Source organism: Mycolicibacterium peregrinum (genome assembly GCF_001665625.1).
Lineage (GTDB): Bacteria > Actinomycetota > Actinomycetes > Mycobacteriales > Mycobacteriaceae > Mycobacterium > Mycobacterium peregrinum_B.
In genome coordinates this window covers 24206-49684 of the sequence record NZ_LZSY01000201.1, presented here as the reverse complement: position 1 = coordinate 49684, position 25479 = coordinate 24206, and the positions used below count along the sequence as shown (strand labels likewise).

Sequence of the window (25479 nt, the reverse complement as noted above, 5' to 3'; positions counted from 1 at the left end):
ACAACCTGCCCGGCAGGTGGCCACCGCCGTCGCTGGTCGCTGATACCGTCGGCTTCGACGCACCGCCGAGCAGTTGATCAGAAGGGAAGCGGCATGTCCGAGGACTCGTCGCTGAGCGTGGCGGCGGTCTTGACGATTCCACCCCTGGACCAGGGTTCAGTGGTCGCCGGCCACCGCGGACTGGACCGCGAGGTCCGCTGGGTGGACATCATCCACGCACCCGCCGAGGACTTCGTCCGGCCCGGCGACCTGGTGCTCACCACCGGCGCCGACCTCAAACAACCCGGTGTGCGCGAATTCCTGGTCTCCCTGGTGGCCTCACCGGCCGCCGGCATCATTCTCAGCCCGCCCCCCGACGTGGACGCCCACGACCTCCTCGAGCTGCTGATCCCGCTCGCCGACCAGCATGCGTGTCCATTTGTGCTGCTGCCCTGGGAGATTGCCTTCGCCGACGTCCAGAAGACCATCCTGCCGCTGGTCGGTCCATCTCCGCCGGAGACCGGGGTCCAGATGGTCATCGGTCGCCGCGTGCGCGACGACCCTCAGTGGGGCGAAGCCGCCGACAAGTTCGCCAACGCCCTGCGCGAATTGGCGCTCGCCGCCGGCCTGACAGTCACGTCGTCGGTGACCGACGACCTGGTCATGGGTCATTTCTCTTCGGCCCCAACGGAATCCACGGTTTCCGGGTTGGTCGATTCCGCACAGCGACTCAGCGGGCTCCCCGAGGATCTCGTGACCTGGGCCCTGTTGGCGCCCGCACACGGCCATGCGGTCACCGTGGCGGCTCCGGTTTCGTCGCCACTGCCCGAAGGCCCGGTCGGTCCCATGCAGTTCGCCGAGGTGCTGCGTCAGCACCCGCGCAGCATGGCCACTGTCCTGCAGACGCTGCAGCCACTCGTCGAGTACGACAAGACCCGACGTGGGCAACTCGTGCACACCCTGGAGATCCTGCTCGACGAGGCCACCAACACCAGTGCGGCGGCGCGGGCGCTGTTCCTGAACCGCCACTCGCTGCTGTACCGGATCAAACTCATCGAGGAACTCACCGGGCTGTCACTCAAGAACCCCGCCGACCGTTTCCAGCTGGAGGTCAGTGTGCGGGTTCACCACATCAACGAAGCGCGCTGACCTAGCGTCCGTACTGTCGCGGGTCGACGTTCAGATGCGCCGAGACATCCCCCACCATCTCCACGTCGACCTTGCGTTCGGTGAAGTGCCAGCCCTCGTCATCCCGCGCGAACGTGTCGATGTACCGCCCGACCACGATGGGCTGTAGGGGAACGGGACTCGGGCCGTCCGGGACGTGCTGCACGACGCAGAACGTCGACCGGGCTTCGGCCCGATCGCCGTCGAGTTCGACGATCGGATTGAGCACCAGGTGACGGGTCCGGGTGCGGTTGTCGTGGTCGGGGAACCTGCGCGTCGTGTGGGCGAACAACTTCGCGATGGTCTGGGCTCCAGACACGCTGCCAGAGGCCGGGCCGCCGAACGTGGCCCGGCCCAGTAACTGCCCGACCCCGTCGAAGTCGCCGGCGTCGATCAGTTCGGCATAGCGGTACAGCAGCTCGGTGACTTCAAGCTTGTCCACAACCGAACTCATGCCACCTGTCCCTTCACCACCGGCAATCCCGGATCACTGGCCGCATCCAGCGGCGACGGTTCCGCGCCGGCTGCGATCAGGTGCGCCGCGAACGAGGCGATCATCGCGCCGTTGTCGGTGCACAGCCGGGGCCGCGGCACCCGCAGCGTCAGACCCGCTGCGGCGCAGCGTTCCTCGGCGAGTTCCCGCAGCCGTGAGTTGGCTGCCACCCCGCCCGCGATGAGCAGGGTGGACACCCCGAGATCGGTGGCGGCGCGCACAGCCTTGGCGGTCAGCACGTCGGCGACGGCCTCCTGGAAGCCGGCGGCGACATCGGCCTGCGAGGCCTCCGGGTGGGCCTCGACATACCGGGCAACCGCGGTCTTGAGTCCCGAGAAGCTGAACACGTACGGGTCGTCGCGTGGCCCGGTCATACCGCGGGGGAAGACGATGGCGTCACGGTCCCCGGTGCGGGCCAGCTCGTCGAGCACCCGTCCACCCGGATAGCCCAGTCCGAGCAGCCGGGCCACCTTGTCGTAGGCCTCACCGGCGGCGTCGTCGACGGTGCTGCCGAGCTCGATGATGGGCTCCCCCAACGACCGGACATGCAGCAGATGGGTGTGACCACCCGAGACCAGCAGACCGACACTTTCGGGCAGCGGCCCGTGGTCGTACACGTCGGCGGCCAGGTGCCCGCCGAGATGATTGACCCCGTAGAAGGGAACGTTCCAGCCGGCCGCGTATGCCTTGGCGGCGGCCACCCCGACCAGCAGCGCCCCGGCCAGTCCGGGGCCGATGGTCGCGGCGACGACGTCGGGCCGCTCGATGCCTGCGGCGTCCAGCGCCCGGCGCATGGTCGGCCCCAGCGCTTCCAGATGCGCGCGTGAGGCGATCTCGGGAACGACACCGCCGAAGCGGGCGTGCTCGTCGACGCTGGAGGCGACCTCGTCGGCGAGAAGCTTTACGGTTCCGTCGGCGGCGAGATCGGCGATGCCGACTCCCGTTTCGTCACAAGAACTTTCGATGGCCAGAATGATCACGTCGGGCCCCCTTGGGGAAGGCGTTGCATGGTGTAGGCGTCGGCGCCGCTGGCGCGGTAGTACCGCTTGCGCAGGCCGATGTTGACGAAACCGACGCTCTCGTACAGCGCGATGGCCGGTTCGTTGTCGGTGCGGACCTCCAGGAAAACCGTTCCGCCCGAGGCGTAGTCGAGCAGGTCGTCGAGCAGCCTGCGCCCGATCCCCTGCCCCTGGAACTCGGGATCGACACCGATGGTGTGGATCTCGTACTCGTACGGGCGCATCCGGCCCAGCCGGGAGATACCCGCATAGCCGACCAGAACGCCGTCGTTGCGGGCCGCGATGTAGCGATTGTGCTTGGCGTCGAGTTCGGCCAAAAACGCCCGGGCCGGCCACGGGTCGTCGCCGACGAACAGCTTGGCTTCCAGCTCGGCGCACCGCGTGGCGTCGGCACGGGTCAGCGCGTCGAACACGGTCACTTCCGCACCGCCGCAGAGGGTTTCGCATCGGGCCGGCGCAGATACAACGGCACCAGAGACTGCGGGGCGCCCCAGTCGCCGACCGCGAGCACCAGTCCCGCCGGCGTCGGGTACACCACGTCGAGCCGGGGCAGCGCGAACAGGGCCGCGTGATCGGGTGAACCGGCCACCGCGGCCGAGGACTCCGGCGCCACATCGGCAGGTGCGTTGACGGCGGGCCCGTCGACCCGAACTCCGTCGCGGTAGCGCGCCCAGTACACCTCGCGCCGCCGCGCGTCGGTGACCACCAGCACATCGCCGTCGGTGTGGACACCGATGGCGTCCAGACTGCACACCCCGTGCACCGGAACGCCCAGTGCGTGGCCAAAGGCCGCGGCACTGGCCATCCCCACCCGCAGCCCGGTGAACGGGCCCGGCCCGCAGCCGACGACGACCGCGTCGAGCTCCGCGACAGTGATCCCGGCATCGGACACGGCACCGAGCACGTTGGGTGTGAGCTGCTCGGCGTGGGCCCGGGCATCCAGGGTCACCCGTTCGGCGAGGGTGCGCACGGCGCCGTCCTCGGCGCGGTGGACCACGCCGGCGCTGACCGCCGGGGTCGCGGTGTCGATGGTCAAGATGTTCATGGGGCGCTCCACTGCCAGATCACCGTGCGCGTCTCGGTGTCGGTGTCGCGCTCGATGCGGATGTCCAGGTGATGATCGGAGAGCCGTTCGGCCAGGCCCTCGCCCCACTCGACCACCACTACGGCGTCGTCGAGATCGGTGTCGAGGTCGAGTGCATCGAGCTCCCCCAACAGGTCGACGCCGGGATGGTCGAGCAGCCGGTACATGTCCACATGCACCATCGCCGGTCGGCCGGCCTGCCGGGCGGGATGCACCCGGGCCAACACGTACGTCGGCGAGACCACCGGCCCGTCCACATCCATCGCCGCCGCGATGCCCTTGGCCATCACCGTCTTGCCCGCCCCCAGCGGACCCGACAACACCACCACGTCACCGGCTTTGAGCCCCGCGCCCAGCGTCGCGCCCAGGGCGATGGTGTCCTCGGTGGTGGCGAGCTCCGCCGTGCCGGCCCTGCGCTCAGCCACGGAACCGGACCCGATCGCGGACCCGGCGGGACAGTGTGACCAGTTTGGAGGGCGTAGCCCGCTCCACCAGACGGACCAGTGCGTCGTCGATCACCACGGGCTCCTCAAGCTGGACCAGATGGCCGGCTCCCCCGACGATCACCAGTTCGGAGCGGGGTAGCTGTGCGGCCATGGCCTTTGAGTATTCCATCGGGGTGAGCAGGTCCCGGTCACCGCAGGCGATGAGTGTCGGCACCTTGGCCAGTACCCGTAGGGCGCCGGCCTCGTCGTGGACCTCGAGGGCGTGCAGGAATTCGACCAGCGTGGTGATCGACGTGCCGTGCATCATCCGTTGGGAGAACTCGACCACGCTGGGACTGACCGACTCGTCGCCGTAGGACGCGGCGCGCAGGATCGGCCCGATCACCGAGCGGGCGGCGCCGCGGGTGCGGTGCACGGCACCGGGGGCATAACGGGCCAGGAACCGCACCGCCTCCAGCGCCGGGTTGCGCAGGATCTCGCCCAGCGGTGAGCGCGCCACACCCTCGACCGCCGAGGAGATCACCGCGGCACCGACAATCTGCTTCGGGTAGCGGTGCGGGAACTGCCGGGCATGCGAGAGGACCGTCATTCCGCCCATCGAATGGCCGACGAGCACCGCGGGCCCGCGCGGAACCGTCACCGCCAGAACGGCTTCCAGATCACGTCCGAGTTGTTCGACGGAATAGGTGTCCGGTGGCGCCATCCCCGACTGGCCGTGGCCGCGCTGGTCGTAGAACACCATCCGCACCTGCGGGCCCCACTGTTCGGCCAGGCGGGTGCGCTGAAAGTAGAAGGCGCCCATGCGCAAACAGAATCCGTGGGCGAACACCACCGTCAGCGGTGCGTCGTTGGGTCCGACCTCACGCACGGCCAGCGGCACCCCGTCATCCGTCGTGACCACGGAACTGCGGTCTGCGTCCAGGCGTTCGAAATCTTCGCCCAGGTAGGGATCCTCGTCGGTGCTGCGCCGGGTCAATGAGCGCGCCACCGACCTGCCCGCCACCGTGCCCACGGCGGTGAGCCCGGCGGCACCGGCCAGCCACTGAGCATTGCGACTCAACGCTCGCGACCTGCCTGCAGATAGGTGCGGGCGATCCGGCCACGCGGACTGGTGGCCACCTCGTAGTTGATGGTGCCGAGCAGTTCGGCCCAGTCCTGGGCGGTCTGTTCGCCCTGGGTCCCGGGACCGAACAGGATCGCGTCGTCGCCTTCGGCGACGTCGGTGGCATCCGGGCCGAGGTCGACGACGAACTGATCCATGCAGATCCGCCCGACGGCCTGGCGACGCCTGCTCTTGATCAGCACCTCGATTCTTCCGCTCAACGAGCGGAAGATGCCGTCGGCGTAGCCCACCGGCAGCAGCGCCAGCGTGGTGTCCCGGTCGGCGATCCACCGGTGGCCGTAGGACACCCCGTCACCAGCATGTACCGAACGGACCAGTGCAACAGGGCATTTCACCGTCATGGCAGGGATCAGACCCATATCGCCCAGCTCGGGGATGGGGCTCAGCCCGTAGACCGCGATCCCGGGCCGCACCATGTCGAACGCCAGATCCGGCCGGGTCATGGCTGCCGGCGAGTTCGCGATATGGGCGACCTCGAACACCACACCCTGCTCGGCGGCCTGCTCGCGCATCGCGGTCAGGCGCTTGCCCTGCAGCTCGTTGAACGGGTTGTCAGGGTCGTCGCCGTGCACCAGGTGACTCATGATGCCGCGCACCCGGATCGCGCCGTCGGTCTGGGCCCGGGCCAGCGCAGCGACCATCGCGGGGAAATCTGCCGGGCTGACACCGTTGCGGCTCAACCCGGTGTCCACCTTCACCGTGACCGTCGCGGCGCGACCGGTCTGGCGCACGGCGGCCACCACGTCGTCGAGCTGGCGCACCGCGGACACCGCGATCTGCACATCGTTTTCCAGCGCCGGCGTGAAGTCGGTGCCCGGCGGGTGCAGCCAGCACAGCACCGGCGCGGTGATCCCGCCTGCCCGCAGCGCGACTGCCTCGGCGATGGTCACCACCCCGAGTTCGGCGGCCCCGGCGGCCAACGCGGCCGTACCCACCTCTACGGCGCCGTGGCCGTAACCGTCGGCTTTGACCACAGCCATCACGCGGGCGCCGCCGGCATGTTCACGCAGCAGGCGGACGTTGTGGTCGATCGCGCCGAGGTCCACCACCGCCTGCGGCGATGCGTGCGGGGTCAGCGAGGTCGCGAGTTCGGTCGTCTGCATGTCATATCACCGCCGACCATTGTCCCAGAGGCACCAATCCGGCCTGATCAGCGGACCGGCCCGGCCCATCTAATGCGCAAACGGCTGCAGGTCGTCGAACGCTCCGCGCGGCTTGAGCGCGTCGAGCCGGCCGAGCACCGTAATGGTGTCCTCCTTGAGCGCCCGGGCCAGATCGGCCGAGAACCCCTCGCGCACGACGACCCGCAGCACCACGACGTCGGTGGCGCCCTCGGGCATGGAGTAGGCCGGCACCTGCCAGCCGAAGGAACGCAGCCCCTCGGACACGTCGAACTCGGTGTAGCCCGGTTTTCCCTTGAGCCGGAAGCTGACCACGGGGATGGCGGAGCCGTCGGTGATCAGCTCGAAGTGCTCGCTGTCGCGCAGCTCATCCCCGAGCCAGCGGGCCGTCTGCGACAGGCACTGCATCACCTGGGTGTATCCGGCCCGGCCCAACCGCAGGAAGTTGTAGTACTGGCCCACCACCTGGTTGCCGGGCCGGGAGAAGTTCAGGGTGAAGGTCGGCATGTCCCCACCGAGGTAGTTGACCCGGAAGACCAGGTCCTCGGGCAGGTATTCCTTGCTGCGCCACACCACGAAGCCGATACCCGGGTAGGTCAGCCCGTACTTGTGACCGCTGACGTTGATCGACACCACGCGCGGCAACCGGAAATCCCACTCCAGATCGGGGTGCAGGAACGGGACGACGAATCCGCCGCTGGCGGCGTCGACGTGCACGGGGATGTCCAGGCCCTTGTCTTGCGAGAGCTGGTCCAGCGCCGCGCAGATCTCCGCGATCGGCTCCAGCTCGCCGGTATAGGTGGTGCCGAGGATCGCGACGACGCCGATGGTGTCCTCGTCGACCGCGTCGAGCACCTGCTCGGGGGTGATGACGTAGCGCCCCTCCTCCATCGGCAGGTAACGCGGCTCGACGTCGAAGTACCGGCAGAACTTCTCCCACACCACCTGGACGTTGGACCCCATCACCAGGTTGGGGGTGCGTCCCTTCCAATCCTTCCCGACCTTCTCGCGCCAGCGCCATTTCATGGCCAGCCCGCCCAGCATCACTGCCTCGCTGGAACCGATCGTCGAGACTCCACATGCAGCCGAAGCGTCGTCGTCGCTCAGGCCTTCGGCATGAAACAGGTCCGCGACCATGCTCACGCAGCGCGCCTCGATCGCCGCGGTGGCCGGGTACTCGTCCTTGTCGATCATGTTCTTGTCGAACGTCTCGGCCATGAGCTTCTCGGCCTCGGGGTCCATCCACGTGGTGACGAAGGTCGCGAGATTCAACCGGGAGCTGCCGTCGAGCATGAGCTCGTCGTGGATGAAGCGGTACGCCGCACCGGGTTCCATCGCATCGTCGGGCAGGCGCAGCGAGGGAACCGGTGCCATCGCCAATCTGCCGGTATAGGCGGGCGAGATGTGCGGGGCGCGATGGTGCTTGTGCGGCATGGAGTTCCTTTTCTTCTACAGCGCAGCGATTGCCGCGCGGACATGAGCGAGGATGCGTGACGCCGAGGTCGGCGCCGGGTTGGGACCGGGATCGGCCGCCGACAGGTTGGCGGCGCGGGCATGGACGAAAGCCGCTGCGGCTGCGGCTTCTCCGGGTGGCAGTCCGGCGGCCAGCAGGGATCCGATGATCCCGGACAGCACATCTCCGGATCCGGCTGTGGCAGCCCATGATTGGCCCGCGGGGTTGAGATAGGTGGTCATTCCTGATCCCCCGGTCGCTGCGCTCCTGCCCGCCGAACCGGGTTCGGCGATGACGGTGACGTTGCCTTTGAGCAGCACGGTGGCACCTAGTCGCTTGGCCAGATCGCGCGCGGCGGCGACGCGGTCGTGGCCCGGCGGATCTCCTGCCAGCCGTTCGAATTCCCCGGCATGCGGGGTGAGCACGGTCGGCGCGGTGCGTCCGGCGAGCAGGCCGGGTTCGGCGGCGAGCAGGGTGAGACCGTCGGCGTCGACGATCACCGGCAGGTCGGTTTCGAGTGCGAAGCGCAGCGCGGACTTGGCCGTGTCATCGGTGCCGAGTCCGGGCCCGACCACCCAGGCCTGGACTCGCCCCGCTTCCCGCGGACTGGGTGCGGCGATCACCTCGGGCCAGTGTGAAAGCACCTGCGGGCCGGCGCTTCCCGCATACCGGACCATGCCGGAGGTGGCGGCCACGGCGGCGCCGGTGCTCAACACCGCCGCACCGGGGTAGGTCGCCGAGCCGGACACCACGCCCGTCACACCTTGGGTGTACTTGTCGTCGTGTGGTCCCGGAATCGGCCACAGCTCCCGGACATCGGCTGTCTCCAGGCCGGCCAGATCGGCGGGCGCCAAATCCAGACCGATGTCGACGAGCTCGACGCGACCGCACTCACCCAGTGCGTGTACCGGTTTGAGGCCGCCGAACGTGACGGTCAGGACGGCATGCACATGTGGGCCGTCGGCGGCGCCGGTCTGCACGTCGAGGCCGCTGGGGATGTCGACGGCGACCACGGGTGCGGTGTTGGCTTCGAAGACCGCTGCGGCGTTGGCGCGCAGCGGACCGCGCCCGGAGATGCCGACGACGCCGTCGATCACCAGATCGGTTGCCGCAGAGATGCCGGACACCACCCGCCCTCCGGCCCGCCGGAACGCCGCCAGACCTTTGGCGTGAGTCTTCTCGGGATTGAGCAGGATCGCATCGGCAGCGGCGCCGCGACGGCGCAGGAACGTCGCTGCCCACAGCGCATCGCCACCGTTGTCGCCGGAACCGACCACCGCACAGATCCGTCGACCGGCGACACCACCGGTAAGCAGCTTCAACTCGGTCGCGATCGCCGTCGCCAGCCCATAGGCGGCGCGGCCCATCAGCACGCCGTCGGGCAGCGATGCCAGCAGCGGCGCTTCGGCGGCACGGATCGCATCGGCCGAGTAGTAGTACCGCATCCGCTCCGCTCCGCTCGATGTGTCGTCGACTTTGCCGCGCGCCAACAGGTTACGTGTGTTTGCTGTCGAGCGTCACCGAAAGTGACGCCACGGCTGCTACCGAGCCTCGTCGGCGACCGCCCTGCCACTTTCGCGTGACCCGCGCGATCGTGGCTGCCGCTTCGCGCAACCGGTCGGGTGGATGCGACGCGTACCCGAGAACCAGACCGGGCGGACCGGGTAGCCGCCGGTGCCATGACACGGGATGCACGAGCACACCGGCAGCACGCAGATCGTCGGCCAGCGCCGCATCATCGACGTCGTCGGGCAACGTGACGAGCAGGTGCAGGCCCGCGGCGACACCGCTCACCCTCGCGGCGGGCATCGCCGCGGTCAACGCGTCCAGCAGTGCGTCGCGCCGTGCCCGGTGCCGCGTGCGCACCAGCCGGACGTGCCGGTCGTATTCACCTGATTCGAGCAATCGCGCCAGCACCAGTTGCGGCACGGTCGGGCTGCCGAGGTCGCTGGCATGTTTGGCCGCCACCAGCTCGGGATGGCGGCGCGGCGGCGCGATCAGCCAACCCAGCCGCAGCGCGGGCGCCAGGCTCTTCGAGGTGCTCCCGGCGTAGGCGATGCGATCGGGCGCCGACGCGTGCATGGCCGGAACAGGGGCCCGGTCGTAACGATATTCGGCGTCGTAGTCGTCCTCGATGATCAGCGTGCCGTCCCATTCCAGCAGCGCGCGGCGCCGATGCGGGCCCAGCACCACGCCCGTCGGGAACTGATGCGCCGGGGTCAGGAAGACAGTCGGTGCGCCGCTGGCGGCGAGTTCGGTGACGAGGATTCCGTCGTCGTCGACGGGGATGGGCACCGGGTGCAGACCCCAGTGCTCGAGTTCGTCGACGGCCCCGCGCGAACCAGGATCCTCGACGGCGATCGTGTCGAGGCCTTCGCCGCGCAACTGCTGGGCGAGCAGGGCGACGGCCTGGGCAACGCCGGCGACCACCAGGATGTCGTCGGGAGCGACGCGCAGTCCGCGGGACCGGCCGAGCCACGGGGCGAGTGCGGCCCGCAACCGCGGATGGCCCCGGGGATCGCCGTAACCGAGGTCGTCGGGCGAGGCCTCGGCCAGCACCGCACGTTCGGCACGCAACCAGGTGCTGCGCGGAAATGCCGACAGATCGGGCACGCCCGGCGACAGATCGATGCCCTCACCGACCGGCAGACGGGGGCGCGGCAGGCGTGCCACCAGCGATCCCAAAGGTTCAGCCCGGGTCGGCCGGACCGGCTGAGTGAGCACGTGAGTGCCGCCACCCGCGTGCCCGCTGACCAGACCTTCGTCCGCCAGCCGCCGATAGGCCTCGACAACCACCCCGCGTGATATCGCCAGTTCGCCGGCCAAGACCCTGGTCGGTGGAAACCGGGTGCCCGGGGACAGCCGCCCGTCGGCGATCGCAGTGCGCAGGGCGTCCGCGAGCCAGTCGGTGAGCCCCCGTGCCGGAGCAATCGACGGGTCGAGCTGCAGGAAGTCCGCCCCCGCAATTTGGTCCATGACATGTGTCCAAACTTGGTTCTATTTGTTGGACCATATTGGCGTCAGCATGGGTAGATGTCCAGCCCCACCCGAGCCGGCTTGTCCGGCGCACTCGGCATGACCTTCGTCGGTGGCAGCGTGGCCGTTTCGAGCGTGCTCGCCGACGCGCCACTGCACACCGCGCAGGCGTTGCGCTACGCCGTGGCGTGCCTGCTGCTGCTCGCGTGGGCCCGGCTCACCGGCCAATCCTTGCGCCGCCCGAGGGGTTCCGAATGGCTGTGGCTGCTGAGTGTGACCGTGAGCGGCCTGGTGCTGTTCAACGTGGCCCTGGTGTACGGATCACGCCACGCCGAGCCTGCGGTGCTGGCGGTGGCGGTGGCATGCGTGCCGGTCGCGCTGGCGACGATGGGGCCACTGCTGGAAGGCCACCGGCCGCGCAGTCGGGTGCTGGCCGCGGCAGTCGTGGTCAGCGTCGGGGCGGTGGTCGTCGAAGGACTGGGGCGGGCCGACGGGATCGGATTGTTCTGGGCCACGGTGGTATTCGCCTGCGAGGCCGGATTCACGTTGTTGGCGGTGCCAGTGCTCGGTTCACACGGTCCAGCGGGAGTGTCGGTGCACACCACCTGGATGGCCGCGGCGATGTTCGCCGTGCTCGCGTTGGTTACCGAAGGATGGAGAGCGGCAAGCAGTTTCGACGTCGGCGAGATCCTGGCGATCGGCTATCTGGCCGTATGCGTGACGGCGGTCGCGTTCGTGCTCTGGTACACCTGCGTGCGCACGCTGGGCGCCGGGGCCGCCGGGTTGTTGACCGGTGTGGCGCCCATTGCCGCCGCCGCCATCGGCATAGCCGTCATCGGGGCATTGCCCGCCGCGGCGGTATGGGCCGGCATCGGCCTGATCGGGGGCGGGTTGGCACTGGGACTGAGCGACAACGGTGCCGCCGGTCAGGCAAAAGGCTCACCGGAACGCATGCCCGACATCAGCAGGTTCAACCCGAACTCGAACCGCGCGTCGAAGTCGAGCAATTGCTCGACGGGGCTTGACGCGAGGTGCGGATAGTCGCCTGCCCGAACCACACCTTCGAGCGTCTCGGCCTCTCCCCCCGCCGCGCCCTGTTGTTCCAGCACCTCACCGAGGACGTAGCAGAACAGTGAGCTCGCCGCCCACAAGGCGTATTCACGGGCCAGACCGCCGGCCTGGATACTGCCGACGAGCGTGTCGATGTAGGTCAGGTTGGCTTGCTTGGCGGCATAGTTCCCGCCGACGATCCGGGCTCCGTCGCGCTGCGCCAGCAGGGACGAACGGAGTCCCGCAGCAAGGCCTTTGACGCGATGAGCCCATTCCGGGTCGCCAGTCTCGGCGTTTTCGAGTGCCTTCGCCAGGATCGTCTCGGCCATCTCGTCGATGAGGGCGTCCTTGCCGTCGACCAGTCGGTAGATCGTCGGGAGGTGCGCTTGCAGCCGGTCGGCGAGCCGGCGCATCGTCAGCGATTCCAGTCCACCGTCGTTGACCAGCGCCAGGGCCTCCCCGACCACGCGGTCGACCGACAGCTTGGCGAGCGCCACGCGATCGCGGCCAGTTGAGGCGGTTGACACGTTAACGATGTTAACAGTACTCTCTGACCTGCAATTAACATTGTTAACACGGAAGGGAGGTGTGGTGTGGGCAGCGAACTGACGGCCGACGGGATCGGCGTCGCCGTCCGCCAACTCCGATGGGAGGCCGACGGCGTGGTGTCCGTGCAACTGCAGCCGCGTGCCGGCGAACTGCTGCCGGCGTGGGAACCCGGCGCACACATCGATCTGCTCCTGCCGACCGGCATCCAGCGCCAGTACTCGTTGTGCGGGCCGGTCGGTGAACGGTCGTACTACCGCATCGGAGTGCGGCGGGAACGCACCAGCCGCGGCGGTTCCGAGTACGTGCATGCGTTTCTACGTCCGGGGCAACAACTCACGGTTGCCGGGCTACGCAACACATTCGAGCTGCGTCGCGCCACCTCATACGTCTTCGTGGCCGGCGGCATCGGAATCACCCCCATCCTTCCGATGATCCGTCAGGCCGAATCTTGGGGCCTGGACTGGAAACTGCTCTACGGTGGGCACACCGCGAGCTCGATGCCGTTCTCGGACGAACTCCGCCGATACGGAACACGCGTGAGTTTCTATGCCTCCGACGCCGACGGCCGCATCCCGCTCGGTGAGCAGTTCGCACAGGTCCGGCCCGGCGCGAAGATCTACGCGTGCGGCCCCTCGGCGCTGCTGTCGGCACTGCAGGACGCCACCGACCATTGGCCGGCGGACAGTCTGCATCTCGAGCGCTTCAAGCCACGTAAGCGGGCGGCATCCGCCGAAGACAAACCGGTCGAAGTGGTGTGTGCCGCGTCGGACAGGACCGTCAACGTCGAAGCGGGCCAGAGCGTTCTCGCCGCGCTCGATGATGCCGGGATCAACGTGCCCTCGTCGTGCCGATCGGGGATCTGCGGTGCCTGCGAGACCGCTGTCATCGAGGGCGTACCCGACCATCGGGACGACATCCTCTCCGAGTCCGAACGTGCGGCCAACGATCGCATGTTCGTCTGCGTTTCCCGGGCGCACACTCCCCGGCTGGTTCTGGACGTCTAGGGAATTCGATGATGGAAACCACAGGCACGGCGGCAGACTCGTACTCCCCCGTCTCCATGGAGCGGGTCAGGGAGATCGTCGGATACCCAGAGCGATTCATCGCCGAGAAGAAGGAGCCGAAACTCGGTGAATTCTCGGCTCGGTTCATCGCACACAGCCCGTTCTTCTGCATGGCGACCGTGGGTGCCGACGGTCAATTGGACACCAGCCCGCGAGGAGACCCACCCGGTTCGGTGCGGATCCTCGACCCATGGACGCTCGCCATCCCCGACCGGCCGGGCAACAAGCTCGCCGATACCCACAAGAACATCACCACGCATCCCGCGGTGGGGTTGGTCTTCTTCGTGCCGGGTATCCGCGAGGTGATCCGCGTGAACGGGGACGCGTTCGTCACCGATGACCCGGAACTACTCGAAATGCTCAGCGCCGACGGCAAACCCGCGGTGCTGGCCACCATCGTGCGCATCCGCGAGGTGTTCGGGCAATGCGGCAAGGCCGTGATCCGGGCCAAGCTCTGGGAGGGCGACAGCCGGGGACTGGCCGACGCCGTGACATTGGGCGGGGACTTCTACACCCTCTCGATCACCGAGAGTGCGGCGACGATGGCCGAGAAACTCGGCGACCTGGCCGACTCGCTTCATGCCGTGATCGACGACCACTATGAGAACGAGCTGTACTGACCTCAGACCGAGGCGGTCGCCGCGGCAGGTTCGACCGTCACCTTGATGGCCTCACCGTTCTGGACGATCGAGAACGCGTCGAGCACGTCGTCGAGCGGGATGTGGCGCGTGATGAGGTCTTTCACCGGTACCTGGCCCGTCGAGATGTACTGCAGCGCACGCTTGTTGTGCTCCGGCGCGGAACCGTTGGCACCGTGGATGTGCAACTGGCGGTAGTGCACCACGTTCGAATCGCAGGTGATGGTCGGGTTGGTCTTGGGCAGTCCGCCGAAGAACGAGATACGCCCGTTTCGGGCCGCCATCGCGATGGCCTGTTCCTGGGTGACGTTGGCCGCGGTGGCGGTGATGACGACGTCGGCACCGCGGCCACCGGTCAGTTCCATCACCTTCTCGACGACGTCGACCTCCGCGGCATTGATCACCTCATCGGGATGGACGGCGTCGGCCGAGATCTTGAGCCGGCTTTCGTTCACGTCGACGAGATAGACGGGGCCGCAGTTGTGCACGCCGCGCGCGATGCGGGTGTGCATGCAGCCGATGGGTCCGGCACCGAACACCACGACGGTGTCGCCCTCTTCGATCCCGAGCAGATCCTGCGCGTTGATCGCACACGCGAACGGTTCGGCCGCCGACGCCTCGTCGTAGCTGACATTGTCCGGAATCCGGTTCAGCCCATCGACCTTCAGCACCTGGCGCGGAACGATCATGTACTCGGCGAACCCGCCGTCGTACTGGTAGCCCATCGATGTCTGGTTCTGGCAGACGGCCATCCAGCCCTTGCGGCACTCATGACATTCTCCGCACGGGACCGCCGCGATCACCTGAACCCGGTCTCCCTCAGCCCAATCGGTGCCATAGGTGGAATTGACGTCGGCACCGACTTCCACGATGTCACCGGCGATCTCGTGGCCGATGGTGCGCGGCGGGGTCAGGTTCTGATGTCCGTTGTGCAGGATCTTGACGTCGGTGCCGCAGGTGGAGCAGTTGCGCACCCGAATCTTCACCTCGTGGGGACCGCACTGGGGCTCCGGCACATCCTCGAGCCGGACATCCTCGGGGGCGTAGAAACGCAGGGCTTTCATGACGGTCCTCTCGACGGGCAGGGACTGGCGATAACCGTGTTGATATCAGCACCCTAACCCCAATCTGGTCATAAAACCACAATTTGAGATGCCCATTTAAGCCCGACTGCTTGCACTCATGCCCATTTGTGCGGTGTACTGGCAGTGCATGTGACCGGCGTCACCCAGCAGCCGGCAAGATCGGAGGTCGTCAGATGTCCACTGTCGAAGCGCCACGCACCGGAGTTCGGGTGTACGTGCAGAAGCTGGGCACCTCGCTGTCGAACATGGTGATGCCGAATATCGGCGCCTTCATCGCCTGGGGTCTGATCACAGCTCTATTCATCGAGCAGGGCTGGCTACAGGCCATCTTCTCCGGACTCAGGAACCCCGACGGCTGGGTGGCCGAGATCGGCGGCTGGGGCAGCTACGACGGCGCCGGAATCGTCGGCCCGATGATCACCTATCTGCTGCCCGTTCTGATCGGTTACACCGGTGGCCGGATGATCCACGGCAACCGGGGCGCCGTCGTCGGCGCAATCGCCACCATGGGGGTGGTCGCCGGCGCCGACGTCCCGATGTTCATGGGCGCGATGATCATGGGGCCGCTCGGCGGCTGGGCGATGAAGAAGGCCGACGCGCTCTGGGAAGGCAAGATCCGGCCCGGTTTCGAGATGCTCGTCGACAACTTCTCCGCGGGCATCCTGGGCATGCTGCTGGCCATCCTCGGCTTCTTCGGCGTCGGGCCGATCGTGTCGTCTTTCACCCGCGCCGCCGGCAATGCGGTGGATTTCCTGGTCAACAATGACCTGCTGCCCCTGACCTCGATACTCATCGAGCCGGCGAAGGTCCTGTTTCTCAACAACGCCATCAACCACGGGGTGCTGACACCGCTGGGTACCACCCAGGCGCTCGAGACCGGCAAGTCGATTCTCTTCCTACTCGAGACCAACCCCGGGCCCGGACTGGGAGTCCTGTTGGCGTTCATGGTGTTCGGCCGCGGTGTTGCCCGCGCGTCGGCACCGGGCGCCGCGATCATCCAGTTCTTCGGCGGTATCCACGAGATCTACTTCCCGTATGTGCTGATGAAACCCAAGCTGATCGCCGCCACCATCCTCGGCGGTATGACCGGCGTCTTCATCAACGTGCTGTTCGGGTCCGGACTGCGCGCACCGGCCGCACCCGGTTCGATCATCGCGATCTACGCGCAGACCGCCGGCGGCAGCTTCCTCGGTGTGACGTTGTCGGTGCTCGGCGCCACCGCCGTCTCGTTCGCCGTCGCCTCACTGCTGCTCAAGACCGACCGTGCCGAAGACGAGCCGGATCTGGCCGCGGCCACCGCCGAGATGGAGGCACTGAAGGGCAAGAAGTCCGGCGTGGCCTCCGCCCTGGTCGGCGCGCACCGCGGACCGGTGAACAGCATCGTGTTCGCCTGTGACGCCGGCATGGGGTCCTCGGCGATGGGGGCGTCGGTGCTGCGCAAGAAGATCCGGTCCGCGGGATTCGGCGACATCACCGTGACCAACCAATCGATCGCGAACCTGACCGACACCTACGACCTGGTGGTCACCCACCGCGATCTGACGGACCGCGCCCGCCTGAAAACCGCCTCGGCCGTTCATGTCTCGGTCGAGGACTTCATGAGTTCCCCTCGCTACGACGAGATCGTCGAGATGTTGCGGAACACGAACGCGGCTTCGGATGAGCAGACAACCGAGGCTGCGCGCTCGCCCGAAGACCAGACAGCCGGCGCCGAGGTTCTGCCCCTCGAATCGATCGTGCTGGCCGGCTCGGCCAACTCGGCGGACGCCGCGATCGACGAGGCCGGTGCACTCTTGGTGGCAGCTGACTCCGTCGAGCCGGCCTACGTGGATGCCATGCACGAACGCGAGAAGTCGGTGTCGACGTACATGGGCAATGGTCTGGCCATCCCGCACGGCACCAACGAGGCCAAGACCGCGATCCGCCGTACCGGGATCTCCTTCGTGCGCTACCCCGAACCCATCGACTGGAACGGCAAACCCGCCGAGTTCGTCGTCGGCATCGCCGGGCTGGGCAACGACCATATGGCACTGCTGACCAAGATCGCCCATGTCTTCCTCGACAAGGACGAGGTCGCCCGACTGCGGGCGGCCACCAGCGCCGACGAGGTGCGTGCAGTGCTCTCCGACAGCAAATAAGCGACGTCGCACCCGGGTGCCCCAGAATGGCAAGCGTGGATTCAGATACCCGCCAGAGCCGCATCGTCGAGTTCGCGCGCAGCCGGGGCCGCGTCGATGTGCTGACGTTGGCCTCCGAACTCGACGTCGCGGCCGAGACCATCCGTCGCGACCTCAAGGCGCTGGCCGGGAGACGACTGCTCAAACGTGTGCACGGGGGCGCGATCCCGCTGGAGACCGCAGCGTTCGAATCCACCGTCGAATACCGCAGCCAGGTGGACCTGGCCCAGAAGCACCGCATCGCTGCCGCGGCGGCACATCTGTTGCATGGCGCCGAAACCGTCTACCTGGACGAGGGTTTCACGCCACGCCTGATCGCCGAACAGCTCGCCGATCAGGAACTGACCGTGGTGACGTCATCGCTGCTGGCAGCCGAAGCACTGGCACACAGCGAGACCGTCACCGTGCTGATGATCGGGGGGCGAATGCGTGGACGCACCCTGGCCACCGTCGACCACTGGGCGGTGGAGCGCCTGAACAGCCTCGTCATCGACATCGCATTTCTGGGCACCAACGGGATCACTACCGAGCATGGCCTCACCACACCGGATCCCGCCGTGGCGGCGGTGAAGCAGACTGCGGTGAACGTCGCGCAACGGCGCGTACTGGTGGCCGCCCATTCCAAGTTCGGGGAGACGAGTTTCTGCCGGTTCGCGAACGTCTCCGACTTCGAGTCGATCGTCACCGGCACCGAGTTACCCGCAGAGGAAGCACAGCTCTATGAAGCGCTGGGGCCGTCGGTGATTCGCGCCTGAAGATCCTCGTCGGCCTACGCCGCGTTCCAGAACCGGCCCGCACGTCGCGCGATCTCTTCGGGGTACTCACCGTTGATGGCGTGAGAAGCATCGGCCCAGAGTTCGACTTCCCCGCGCGCCAGCACCTCCCGCGCCCGCGCGACGGCACGCTCGGGGTCGAGCATGACGCTGCGGCCCGCGATCAACGCCAGCACTGGCACGTCGAGCCCCCGCAACTGCTCCTCGGTGAACATTTTCGGCGCCGGTACGCGCAGCGTGAAATCCTTTGCCCCAGCATCGATCAGCGCGGATTCGCTCGCGGCGGCCTGCAGGTCCGCACCACCGGCAATCCAGCTGTGCACCCTCCGGCGGCAGCGCTCCGGCACGCCCGGGGCGAACAGCGCCACCGAAGCGAGAATGGCCTTCGCCGGGATTCCGGTGAAGGTGAAAACCGGGTCGAGCAGCGTAAGCGAGGCTATCCGGCCGGGCCGGTGCACCGCGCAATTCGCCGCCGTCCACCCGCCCATCGACACTCCCAGCAGGTGCGCCGCTTCCAGGCCCAGGCCGGCCAGCGTCTCGTCGAGCCATTGTGCCTGATCCGGTGCACCGCGAATCGCCTTGTCCTGCACCGACAGACCGGCCTCACCGAGCAGGTCGATCGCATACACCGTGCGCTGTTGCAGCAACGGCCCGAGGTTGGTCCGGTACATCGGCGTCGACGCGTTGCGGCCCGGCAGCAGCACCACCGGCGCACCTGAGTCCGGTCCGGCGAACCGGTAGGCCCGGACCGTTCCGAACGAGGTCGGCACGTCGAACAGTTCGAACGGCGGCAACGTCGCCATCCCGGCCCGGTAGGCGCCCAGGAAGTGCTCGAACGCCGACTCGGAGACGAAGGCCCCCAACCCGTTCCGGTCCCGCCGTCGGGCAATGTTGGCCGTGGGAACCCGCAGATCCATCAGACCTCGGCGCCGAACGCGAAAAAGATCGCGAGATTTCTCGGAAACTTCGCGATCTTGTTCACAATCGACGAGATGACCGGACTACTCGACGGTGACCGACTTGGCCAGGTTGCGTGGCTTGTCCACGTCGTAACCCCGCGCCCGCGCCACCCCGGCCGCGAAGACCTGCAGCGGGATGGTCGACAGCAGCGGCTGGAAAAGCGTTGACACCGCGGGGATCTCGATCAGGTGATCGGCGTACGGCCGTACCGTGTCGTCACCCTCCTCGGCGATCACGATGGTCACCGCGCCGCGGGCCTGGATCTCGCGGATGTTCGAGAGCAGCTTGGCGTGCAGCATCTGCGCGTTCTTGGGCGAGGGCATCACCACGATCACGGGCAGGTCGTCGTCGATCAGCGCGATCGGACCGTGCTTGAGCTCACCGGCGGCGAACCCTTCGGCATGCATGTACGCCAGCTCCTTGAGCTTGAGCGCGCCCTCGAGCGCCACCGGGTAGCCGACGTGCCGGCCAAGGAACAGCACCGTGGGCGACTTCGCGAACCGCTGCGCCAGCTGCCCCACCGGCTCGATGCCGGCCAGCACCCGGGCAATCAGGTCCGGCATGGCCTCCAGGTCGTGGTACTCGCGCTCGACCTCGTCGGGGTACTTGGTCCCGCGGGCCTGCGCCAGGGCCAGTCCCACCAGGTAGTTCGCGGCGATCTGCGCCAGGAACGTCTTGGTGGCGGCCACACCGATCTCCGGTCCAGCCCGGGTGTAGAGCACTGCGTCGGCTTCGCGCGGGATCTGGCTGCCGTTGGTGTTGCAGATCGCCAGCACCTTGGCCTTCTGAGTCTTGGCGTGCCGCACCGCTTCCAGGGTGTCGGCGGTCTCGCCGGACTGCGAGATGGCGATCACCAGGGTGCTGCGGTCCAGCACCGGGTCCCGGTACCGGAACTCGCTGGCGAGTTCGACCTCGACGGGCAGCCGGGTCCAGTGCTCGATGGCGTACTTGGCCAGCAGACCCGAGTGGTAGGCGGTGCCGCAGGCGACGATGAAGACCTTGTCGATCTCGCGCAGTTCCTGATCGCTCAGGCGCTGCTCGTCGAGCACGATGCTGCCGTCGACGAAGTGCCCCAGCAGGGTGTCGGCGACCGCGGCGGGCTGCTCGGCGATCTCCTTGAGCATGAAGTAGTCGTAGCCACCCTTTTCGGCGGCGTCGAGATCCCAGTCGATGTGGAACTCGCGGTAGTCCCGGCCGGCCTGCAGATCGTCGCGACCGGAGAAGTCGGTGATCCGGTAGCCGTCGGCGGTCAGCACCACGGCCTGATCCTGGCCGAGCTCCACCGCATTCCGGGTGTGCTCGATGAACGCCGCCACATCCGAGCCGACGAACATCTCGCCGTCACCGATACCGACCACCAGCGGGGTGGACCGGCGCGCGGCCACGATGGTGCCCGGATCGTCGGCATTGGCGAAGACGAGGGTGAAGTGGCCTTCGAGGCGCTGCAGCACGGCCAGCACGGAGGCCGGGAAATCGCCGGCGGTGTCGCCGTATGCGTACTGGCGGGCCACGAGGTGCACGGCGACCTCGGAGTCGGTGTCGCTGGAGAACTCCACCCCGTCGGCTTCGAGCTCGGCGCGCAGCACGGCGAAGTTCTCGATGATGCCGTTGTGGACGACGGCGATCTTGGCGGCCGCGTCGCGGTGCGGGTGAGCGTTGCGGTCGGTGGGACGGCCGTGGGTGGCCCACCGGGTGTGGCCCAGCCCGGTGCTACCGGTCAGGATATTTTCGTCGGTCTCGGCGAGAGCGGTCTCCAGGTTGGCCAGCCGGCCGGCACGGCGACGCACCGTCAACCCGCCGTTGCCGTCGATGAGCGCGATACCCGCGGAGTCGTAGCCCCGGTATTCCATCCGGCGCAGCGCGTCGACCACGATGTCTCGGGCCGGGCGCGCCCCGACGTAGCCGACGATTCCACACATAGGCTCCCAGGGTAGTGCAGCCGGAGCCCTGGCCCGATTCTGCGCGACGGCGTTTGACGCAGATCACCGTGTTCGCACTCGGGCGCGCCTCAGGCTCAATTGGCGCTCACGCGCCGCACCGAGCCTGCGCTACGGTCAACGCGTGGCCAGCACAAAGAAGCTCTTCGCAGGGTTGACCCGCCGCGGACCGCATCGAGTCCTGCGCGGTGACCTGGCGTTCGCCGGCATGCCGGGAGTGGTCTACACGCCCGAGGCCGGCCTGAATCTGCCCGGTGTGGTGTTCGGCCACGAGTGGATGACACGGGCGGAGAACTACACGGGCACGCTCGAGCACCTGGCGTCCTGGGGCATCGTGGCGGCGGCACCCGATACCGAGACCAGCGTGGCTCCGTCGGTCCTCAATTTCGCGTTTGACCTGGGCGCGGCCCTGGAAATCATCACCGGCGTGCGGCTGGGCACCGGCAAGATCAGCGTGCACCCGGGCAAGCGGGGTGTGGTGGGGCACGGTTTCGGTGGGTCGGCCGCGGTGTTCGCTGCCGCAGGTATGGGAGGTGATCCGCACCGCCCGAAGGCCGTGGTCTCGCTGTTCCCGACGGTGACCAAGCCGCCCGCCGAACAACCGGCGTCGACGCTGCAGGTCCCCGGCCTGGTCCTGACCGCGCCCGGGGATCCTATGACGCTGCGGTCGAACGCCGTGGAACTGGCTCGCACCTGGGAGGGTGCGACGTTGCGGACCGTCAGCAAGGCGCAGGCCGGCGGCCTGGTCGAGGGGCGCCGGCTGGCTCGGTTCATCGGACTGCCCGGCGCCGACAAGGACACCCAGAAGATCATCCGCGGCCTGCTCACCGGATACCTGCTGGCCACGCTGGCCGGCGACAAGACCTACCGCGACTTCGCCGATCCCGACGCCCCACTGCCCCACACCGAACCGGCCGACCCGAACGCCGATCCGGTCGCCCTTGAAGACAAGGTCGTCGCGCTACTCAAGCCGTGATCGGGCGTCACACCAAGGTCGTACCGCCGTCCACAGTCAGCACCACCCCGGTACCGAACTCCTGCTCCATCAGGTAGGCGTACGCCAGCGCGGTGTCGGATGGCTCACCAATCCGGCCGACGGGGAGGTTGCTCGCGAACTGCTCGTAGATGGCCTCCCGAGCCTCCTCACCGAGCGCCGACCACAGCGGCGTCCGGATCGGACCGGGGGCGACGGCATTTACGCGCAACGGCGCCAGTTCGACGGCCAACGCCCTGGTCATCGCGTTGATTGCGCCGCATACCGCGGTGGGCAGCACGCCGAGTCCCGGTTTTTCGGCGGCAGTGCCGCTGGTGAGGGTGATCGACCCGCCCGGCGTGATCCGGGGCGCGAACTCCCGCACCGTCTGCAGCTGGCCGATGAGTCGAGTGCTGATGAACTCGGTGATCGTCGCAGCGGTCAGGTCGGCCAGGCCGACCATCGTGAGCGACTCCCCCGCGCTGAATACCAGGTGCTCGATCTGCCCGACCTCATCGACGAGACGACCGAGCGAGGCGGGGTCGGCGAGGTCGACGGTCATCCCCCGGGAGTTCTCACCCAGTTCGGCGACAGCTCGATCGACGTTGGACTGGTTGCGCGACACCACGATCGGGATGCCACCTCGGTCCGCCACCACAGCCGCCACCCCCAGACCGATGCCGGAGGTGCCGCCGATGATCAGGACACGTGCGTTCTTGAGGTTCATGAGTCCACTGTGAATTCGCGGCGACTTCGTCGTCCAAGACTCTTTTCGTCTTTCGGCGATACCCTCGGGGTATGAGCACCGCGGACCTCGACCTGCGCAAGCTGCGGTACTTCGTCGCGGTCGCCGAGGAGCTGAATTTCGGTCGGGCGGCCCAACGTCTCCATATCGCACAACCCGTGCTGTCGCGGCAGATTCGGGCGTTCGAGAGCGAGCTCGGCGCTCAGTTGTTCATCCGCGGCTCGACCGGTACCCAGCTGACCGCCGTCGGCTCGCAGCTGCTGCGGGACGCCAAGGTTCTACTCGACGACGCGCACGCGCTGCGACAGCGCCTGTCCCGCGCCGCCGGACACCCGGTGACTGTGACGGTAGGAGTGATCGCCGGGTTGCGGGCAACAGCGGCGGCCGCGGCGTTCGAGGCGGGCGGCCCGCGGCGTCGCGCAGTCGTGCGTCAGGTCCCGTGGCACGAGCAGGCGGAGCTGGTCCGGACGGGCGAGGTCGACGTGGTCTATGCCCGGGAGCCGGTCGACCACCGCGGACTGGGCAGCGCACCCCTGCTGGAAGAACCCATGGGCGCGGTGCTACCGGCAGACGACGCCCTGGTGACGCGCGCCTCGGTGCGCCTCGCCGATCTCGCTTCCAGGCTGTTGCTACTGCCGGACCCTGCGATGGTGCCGGACTGGGTGTGCGCGGCCGCACCCGATCAGCGGTGGGCACCGCCGCGCGACGAGTTCCGCAGCGTGGAGGACAAACTCGAACACGTTGCCGCGCACGAGGGTTTCGTCATCCTGCCCCGATCCACCACCGCCTACTACCGCCGACCCGATGTGAAAGCAGTGCCGATCGAAGACCTGGGGCCCTCCCGGGTGACACTGATCTGGAACGCCAACACGGACAACCCGGCGCGGGACGAATTCGTGGCAGCTGCGCTGGCGTGCCGAGCGGAGACGATCTGATGTCCGACCAGCCCACCTGGGTACGAGCAGCAGAGCCCATCATTCCTCCGGCGCTGGCAGTCCAGAAGACGGTCGGGGTACCGGATTTCGAGATCTATCAGTTGCTGACGATGAAGTGGGGAATGCTTCCCAGGCGGGCCATGATCGATTGGACCCTGACGGAGTACGGGATCTCCACCGAGGACGCGCAACGCATCCACCAGCGTGTCGTCGGGCTACTGGACGACGAATCCTCTCGCTTCGAGAACCTGAAACAGGTTGTCGGCGTGGCGAAACAGGACTCGACTTCGTTGTCGTTCTGCAGCGTGTTGTGGCCGGGTTTCGAGTTCACCGCACACACCGGGCCGGCCGGAACAATTGAGGCAGCGCAGTACTGCCGCGCCGGAGGCTATCCGCTGCCCGCCGATTCGCCCGGCGAGCAGCCCACGTGGAGCATGGACACCGCCGAATTCATCGAGCATTTCGGACCCGCCACTCTCACCCATCGCAGTTCGCTCACCGACGATGTTCTTCCCGCACACGAGGTGTACGACTTCGAGTGGAACGGCAGGCGGTACGGCGCCGGCTTCAGCTGGGGCCTGTTCCTGCTCGCGAGTCAGTACTGGGAATGAAGCCGCACTCCACCTCCGTTCCCAACCAACCGGTTGATGGTGATATAACTCCACTATGCGGACAGGAATATTTCTGAGTTACGCCGGCGGTTTCAAAGAAGCCGCCGACCAGGTCGTCGAATTGGAGAAGGTGGGCGTCGACATCGCCCTGGTCGCCGAGGCGTACTCCTACGACGCGATCAGCCAGCTCGGGTACCTGGCCGCCAAGACCTCCACCATGGAGCTCGGCACCGGCGTGGTCCCGATCTACACCCGCACGCCGGCCCTGATGGCCATGAGCGCGGCCGGTGTCGACTATGTGTCCGACGGCCGGTTCCGCCTGGGCATCGGCACCTCCGGCCCGCAGGTGATGGAGGGCTTCCACGGCGTACCGTTCGACGCACCACTGGGTCGCACCCGCGAGGTGGTCGAGATCTGCCGCAAGGTGTGGCGCCGGGAGAACCTGGACTACGACGGCAAGTACTACCAGCTGCCGCTGCCCGCCGACCGTGGCACCGGGCTGGGTAAGTCGCTGCATCTGATCAATCACCCTGTGCGTGAGCGCATTCCGATCACCATCGCGGCGCTGGGTCCCAAGAACGTCGAGCTGACCGCCGAGATCGCCGAGGGCTGGCAGCCGGTGTTCTACCTGCCCGAGAAGGCCGACGACGTGTGGGGCGACGCCCTGCGGGCCGGGACCGCCAAGCGCGATCCAGAGCTGGGACCGCTGGACGTCATGGTCAGCGCCAGCCTGGCCATCGGCGATGATGTCGACGACCGGCTGGCCTGGGCGAAACCCCAACTGGCGCTGTACATCGGCGGCATGGGCGCACGCGGACAGAACTTCTACCACAAGCTGGCCAGCCGGTACGGCTACGGCGAGGTCGCCGACACCATCCAGGACCTGTTCCTGGCCGGCAAGAAGGCCGAGGCCATCGCAGCCGTCCCCGACGACCTGGTGCGCAACGTGTCACTGGTCGGGCCAAAGGGATTCGTCAAAGAGCGGCTCGCCGCCTACGCCGAAGCCGGGGTGACCACCATGCTGGTGCACCCGCTGGCCACCGATACCTCCGAGACCGTGAAGTTCTGCGAGGAGCTCGTGGCGCTCACCGAGTAAGCGGGTCAGTACGACCGCAACTCAA

Annotated in this window: 25 protein-coding genes; 10 read left to right on the top strand and 15 right to left on the bottom strand. The window is 67.7% G+C overall.

Going from position 1 to position 25479, the window contains the following annotated elements; all coding sequences use genetic code 11:
- The coding region (locus A5779_RS32195) for a PucR family transcriptional regulator ligand-binding domain-containing protein (RefSeq protein WP_330220092.1) at window positions 1–1128 on the top strand (1128 nt) is incomplete at its 5' end.
- A gap of 1 nt (window position 1129) precedes the next feature.
- On the opposite strand, the gene A5779_RS32190 is transcribed toward A5779_RS32195, so the two are convergent.
- From A5779_RS32190 to pdxR, 10 genes are all read right to left on the bottom strand, one after another.
- Window positions 1130–1600 (bottom strand): nuclear transport factor 2 family protein, encoded by a 471-nt coding sequence (locus A5779_RS32190; protein ID WP_064888081.1) that lies wholly within the window; start codon window positions 1598–1600, stop codon window positions 1130–1132.
- Window positions 1597–2619, bottom strand: a complete 1023-nt coding sequence (gene tsaD / locus A5779_RS32185; protein WP_064888078.1) for a tRNA (adenosine(37)-N6)-threonylcarbamoyltransferase complex transferase subunit TsaD — start codon at window positions 2617–2619, stop codon at window positions 1597–1599. The genes A5779_RS32190 and tsaD overlap by 4 nt, the downstream gene beginning before the upstream one ends.
- Entirely contained in the window at window positions 2616–3077 is a 462-nt protein-coding gene (gene rimI / locus A5779_RS32180) for a ribosomal protein S18-alanine N-acetyltransferase (protein ID WP_064888076.1), read from the bottom strand. Before rimI ends, tsaD begins: the two co-directional genes overlap by 4 nt.
- Complete coding sequence (tsaB, locus tag A5779_RS32175; RefSeq protein ID WP_064888096.1) at window positions 3074–3703, bottom strand: tRNA (adenosine(37)-N6)-threonylcarbamoyltransferase complex dimerization subunit type 1 TsaB; 630 nt, start codon at window positions 3701–3703, stop codon at window positions 3074–3076. Before tsaB ends, rimI begins: the two co-directional genes overlap by 4 nt.
- Window positions 3700–4167, bottom strand: a complete 468-nt coding sequence (tsaE, locus tag A5779_RS32170) for a tRNA (adenosine(37)-N6)-threonylcarbamoyltransferase complex ATPase subunit type 1 TsaE (protein ID WP_064888074.1) — start codon at window positions 4165–4167, stop codon at window positions 3700–3702. Before tsaE ends, tsaB begins: the two co-directional genes overlap by 4 nt.
- On the bottom strand, window positions 4160–5248 hold the full coding sequence (locus tag A5779_RS32165) for an alpha/beta fold hydrolase (RefSeq protein WP_064888072.1): 1089 nt from the start codon (window positions 5246–5248) through the stop codon (window positions 4160–4162). Before A5779_RS32165 ends, tsaE begins: the two co-directional genes overlap by 8 nt.
- The gene (gene alr / locus A5779_RS32160; RefSeq protein ID WP_064888070.1) at window positions 5245–6414 is read right to left on the bottom strand and encodes an alanine racemase; all 1170 of its coding nucleotides are present in this window, start codon (window positions 6412–6414) and stop codon (window positions 5245–5247) included. The genes A5779_RS32165 and alr overlap by 4 nt, the downstream gene beginning before the upstream one ends.
- 69 nt (window positions 6415–6483) lie before the next feature.
- A complete protein-coding gene (locus A5779_RS32155) occupies window positions 6484–7866 on the bottom strand; it encodes a glutamate decarboxylase (protein ID WP_064888068.1) in 1383 nt (460 codons plus the stop codon).
- A 15-nt stretch (window positions 7867–7881) separates the two neighbouring features.
- Entirely contained in the window at window positions 7882–9330 is a 1449-nt protein-coding gene (locus A5779_RS32150; protein WP_064888066.1) for an NAD(P)H-hydrate dehydratase, read from the bottom strand.
- Between the two features lie 49 nt (window positions 9331–9379).
- Entirely contained in the window at window positions 9380–10861 is a 1482-nt protein-coding gene (gene pdxR, locus A5779_RS32145; RefSeq protein ID WP_236734953.1) for a MocR-like pyridoxine biosynthesis transcription factor PdxR, read from the bottom strand.
- Between the two features lie 57 nt (window positions 10862–10918).
- Here pdxR and A5779_RS32140 point away from each other — a divergent pair, with 57 nt between their 5' ends.
- Window positions 10919–11902 carry a DMT family transporter gene (locus A5779_RS32140; RefSeq protein WP_064888064.1) on the top strand — a complete coding sequence of 328 codons (984 nt, stop codon included), beginning with the start codon at window positions 10919–10921 and terminating at the stop codon, window positions 11900–11902.
- Here A5779_RS32140 and A5779_RS33305 read toward each other — a convergent pair.
- Window positions 11788–12438 (bottom strand): TetR/AcrR family transcriptional regulator C-terminal domain-containing protein, encoded by a 651-nt coding sequence (locus A5779_RS33305; protein WP_236734952.1) that lies wholly within the window; start codon window positions 12436–12438, stop codon window positions 11788–11790. The genes A5779_RS32140 and A5779_RS33305 overlap by 115 nt on opposite strands.
- Before the next feature lie 66 nt (window positions 12439–12504).
- Between A5779_RS33305 and A5779_RS32135 the strand changes: the two genes are divergently transcribed.
- A complete protein-coding gene (locus A5779_RS32135; protein ID WP_110777968.1) occupies window positions 12505–13464 on the top strand; it encodes a PDR/VanB family oxidoreductase in 960 nt (319 codons plus the stop codon).
- Window positions 13465–13472: 8 nt separating this feature from the next.
- Complete coding sequence (locus A5779_RS32130; RefSeq protein WP_064888062.1) at window positions 13473–14144, top strand: MSMEG_1061 family FMN-dependent PPOX-type flavoprotein; 672 nt, start codon at window positions 13473–13475, stop codon at window positions 14142–14144.
- A gap of 2 nt (window positions 14145–14146) precedes the next feature.
- Here A5779_RS32130 and A5779_RS32125 read toward each other — a convergent pair whose 3' ends face one another.
- A complete protein-coding gene (locus tag A5779_RS32125) occupies window positions 14147–15226 on the bottom strand; it encodes a zinc-dependent dehydrogenase (protein WP_064888060.1) in 1080 nt (359 codons plus the stop codon).
- A 194-nt stretch (window positions 15227–15420) separates the two neighbouring features.
- Here A5779_RS32125 and A5779_RS32120 point away from each other — a divergent pair, with 194 nt between their 5' ends.
- Both A5779_RS32120 and A5779_RS32115 read left to right on the top strand, forming a co-directional pair.
- Window positions 15421–17385 carry a PTS mannitol transporter subunit IICBA gene (locus A5779_RS32120; RefSeq protein ID WP_064888058.1) on the top strand — a complete coding sequence of 655 codons (1965 nt, stop codon included), beginning with the start codon at window positions 15421–15423 and terminating at the stop codon, window positions 17383–17385.
- A gap of 35 nt (window positions 17386–17420) precedes the next feature.
- Window positions 17421–18179, top strand: a complete 759-nt coding sequence (locus A5779_RS32115; RefSeq protein ID WP_064888055.1) for a DeoR/GlpR family DNA-binding transcription regulator — start codon at window positions 17421–17423, stop codon at window positions 18177–18179.
- Between the two features lie 14 nt (window positions 18180–18193).
- Here A5779_RS32115 and A5779_RS32110 read toward each other — a convergent pair whose 3' ends face one another.
- A complete protein-coding gene (locus tag A5779_RS32110) occupies window positions 18194–19114 on the bottom strand; it encodes an alpha/beta fold hydrolase (RefSeq protein WP_064888053.1) in 921 nt (306 codons plus the stop codon).
- Window positions 19115–19198: 84 nt separating this feature from the next.
- Window positions 19199–21076 (bottom strand): glutamine--fructose-6-phosphate transaminase (isomerizing), encoded by a 1878-nt coding sequence (gene glmS, locus A5779_RS32105; RefSeq protein ID WP_064888051.1) that lies wholly within the window; start codon window positions 21074–21076, stop codon window positions 19199–19201.
- Window positions 21077–21218: 142 nt separating this feature from the next.
- Here glmS and A5779_RS32100 point away from each other — a divergent pair, with 142 nt between their 5' ends.
- Window positions 21219–22070 carry a dienelactone hydrolase family protein gene (locus tag A5779_RS32100; RefSeq protein WP_064888049.1) on the top strand — a complete coding sequence of 284 codons (852 nt, stop codon included), beginning with the start codon at window positions 21219–21221 and terminating at the stop codon, window positions 22068–22070.
- Between the two features lie 7 nt (window positions 22071–22077).
- On the opposite strand, the gene A5779_RS32095 is transcribed toward A5779_RS32100, so the two are convergent.
- A complete protein-coding gene (locus A5779_RS32095; RefSeq protein ID WP_110777965.1) occupies window positions 22078–22794 on the bottom strand; it encodes an SDR family oxidoreductase in 717 nt (238 codons plus the stop codon).
- A gap of 71 nt (window positions 22795–22865) precedes the next feature.
- On the opposite strand from A5779_RS32095, the gene A5779_RS32090 reads away from it, so the two are divergent.
- Genes A5779_RS32090 through A5779_RS32080 form a run of 3 tightly spaced genes read left to right on the top strand, consistent with a single transcriptional unit; the run spans window position 22866 to window position 25454 of the window.
- A complete protein-coding gene (locus A5779_RS32090) occupies window positions 22866–23747 on the top strand; it encodes a LysR family transcriptional regulator (protein WP_064888047.1) in 882 nt (293 codons plus the stop codon).
- Window positions 23747–24358, top strand: coding sequence for a hypothetical protein (locus A5779_RS32085; protein WP_236734951.1), 612 nt, complete (start codon window positions 23747–23749; stop codon window positions 24356–24358). The genes A5779_RS32090 and A5779_RS32085 overlap by 1 nt, the downstream gene beginning before the upstream one ends.
- Before the next feature lie 55 nt (window positions 24359–24413).
- Entirely contained in the window at window positions 24414–25454 is a 1041-nt protein-coding gene (locus tag A5779_RS32080) for an LLM class F420-dependent oxidoreductase (RefSeq protein WP_064888044.1), read from the top strand.
- Window positions 25455–25479 lie beyond the last annotated feature (25 nt).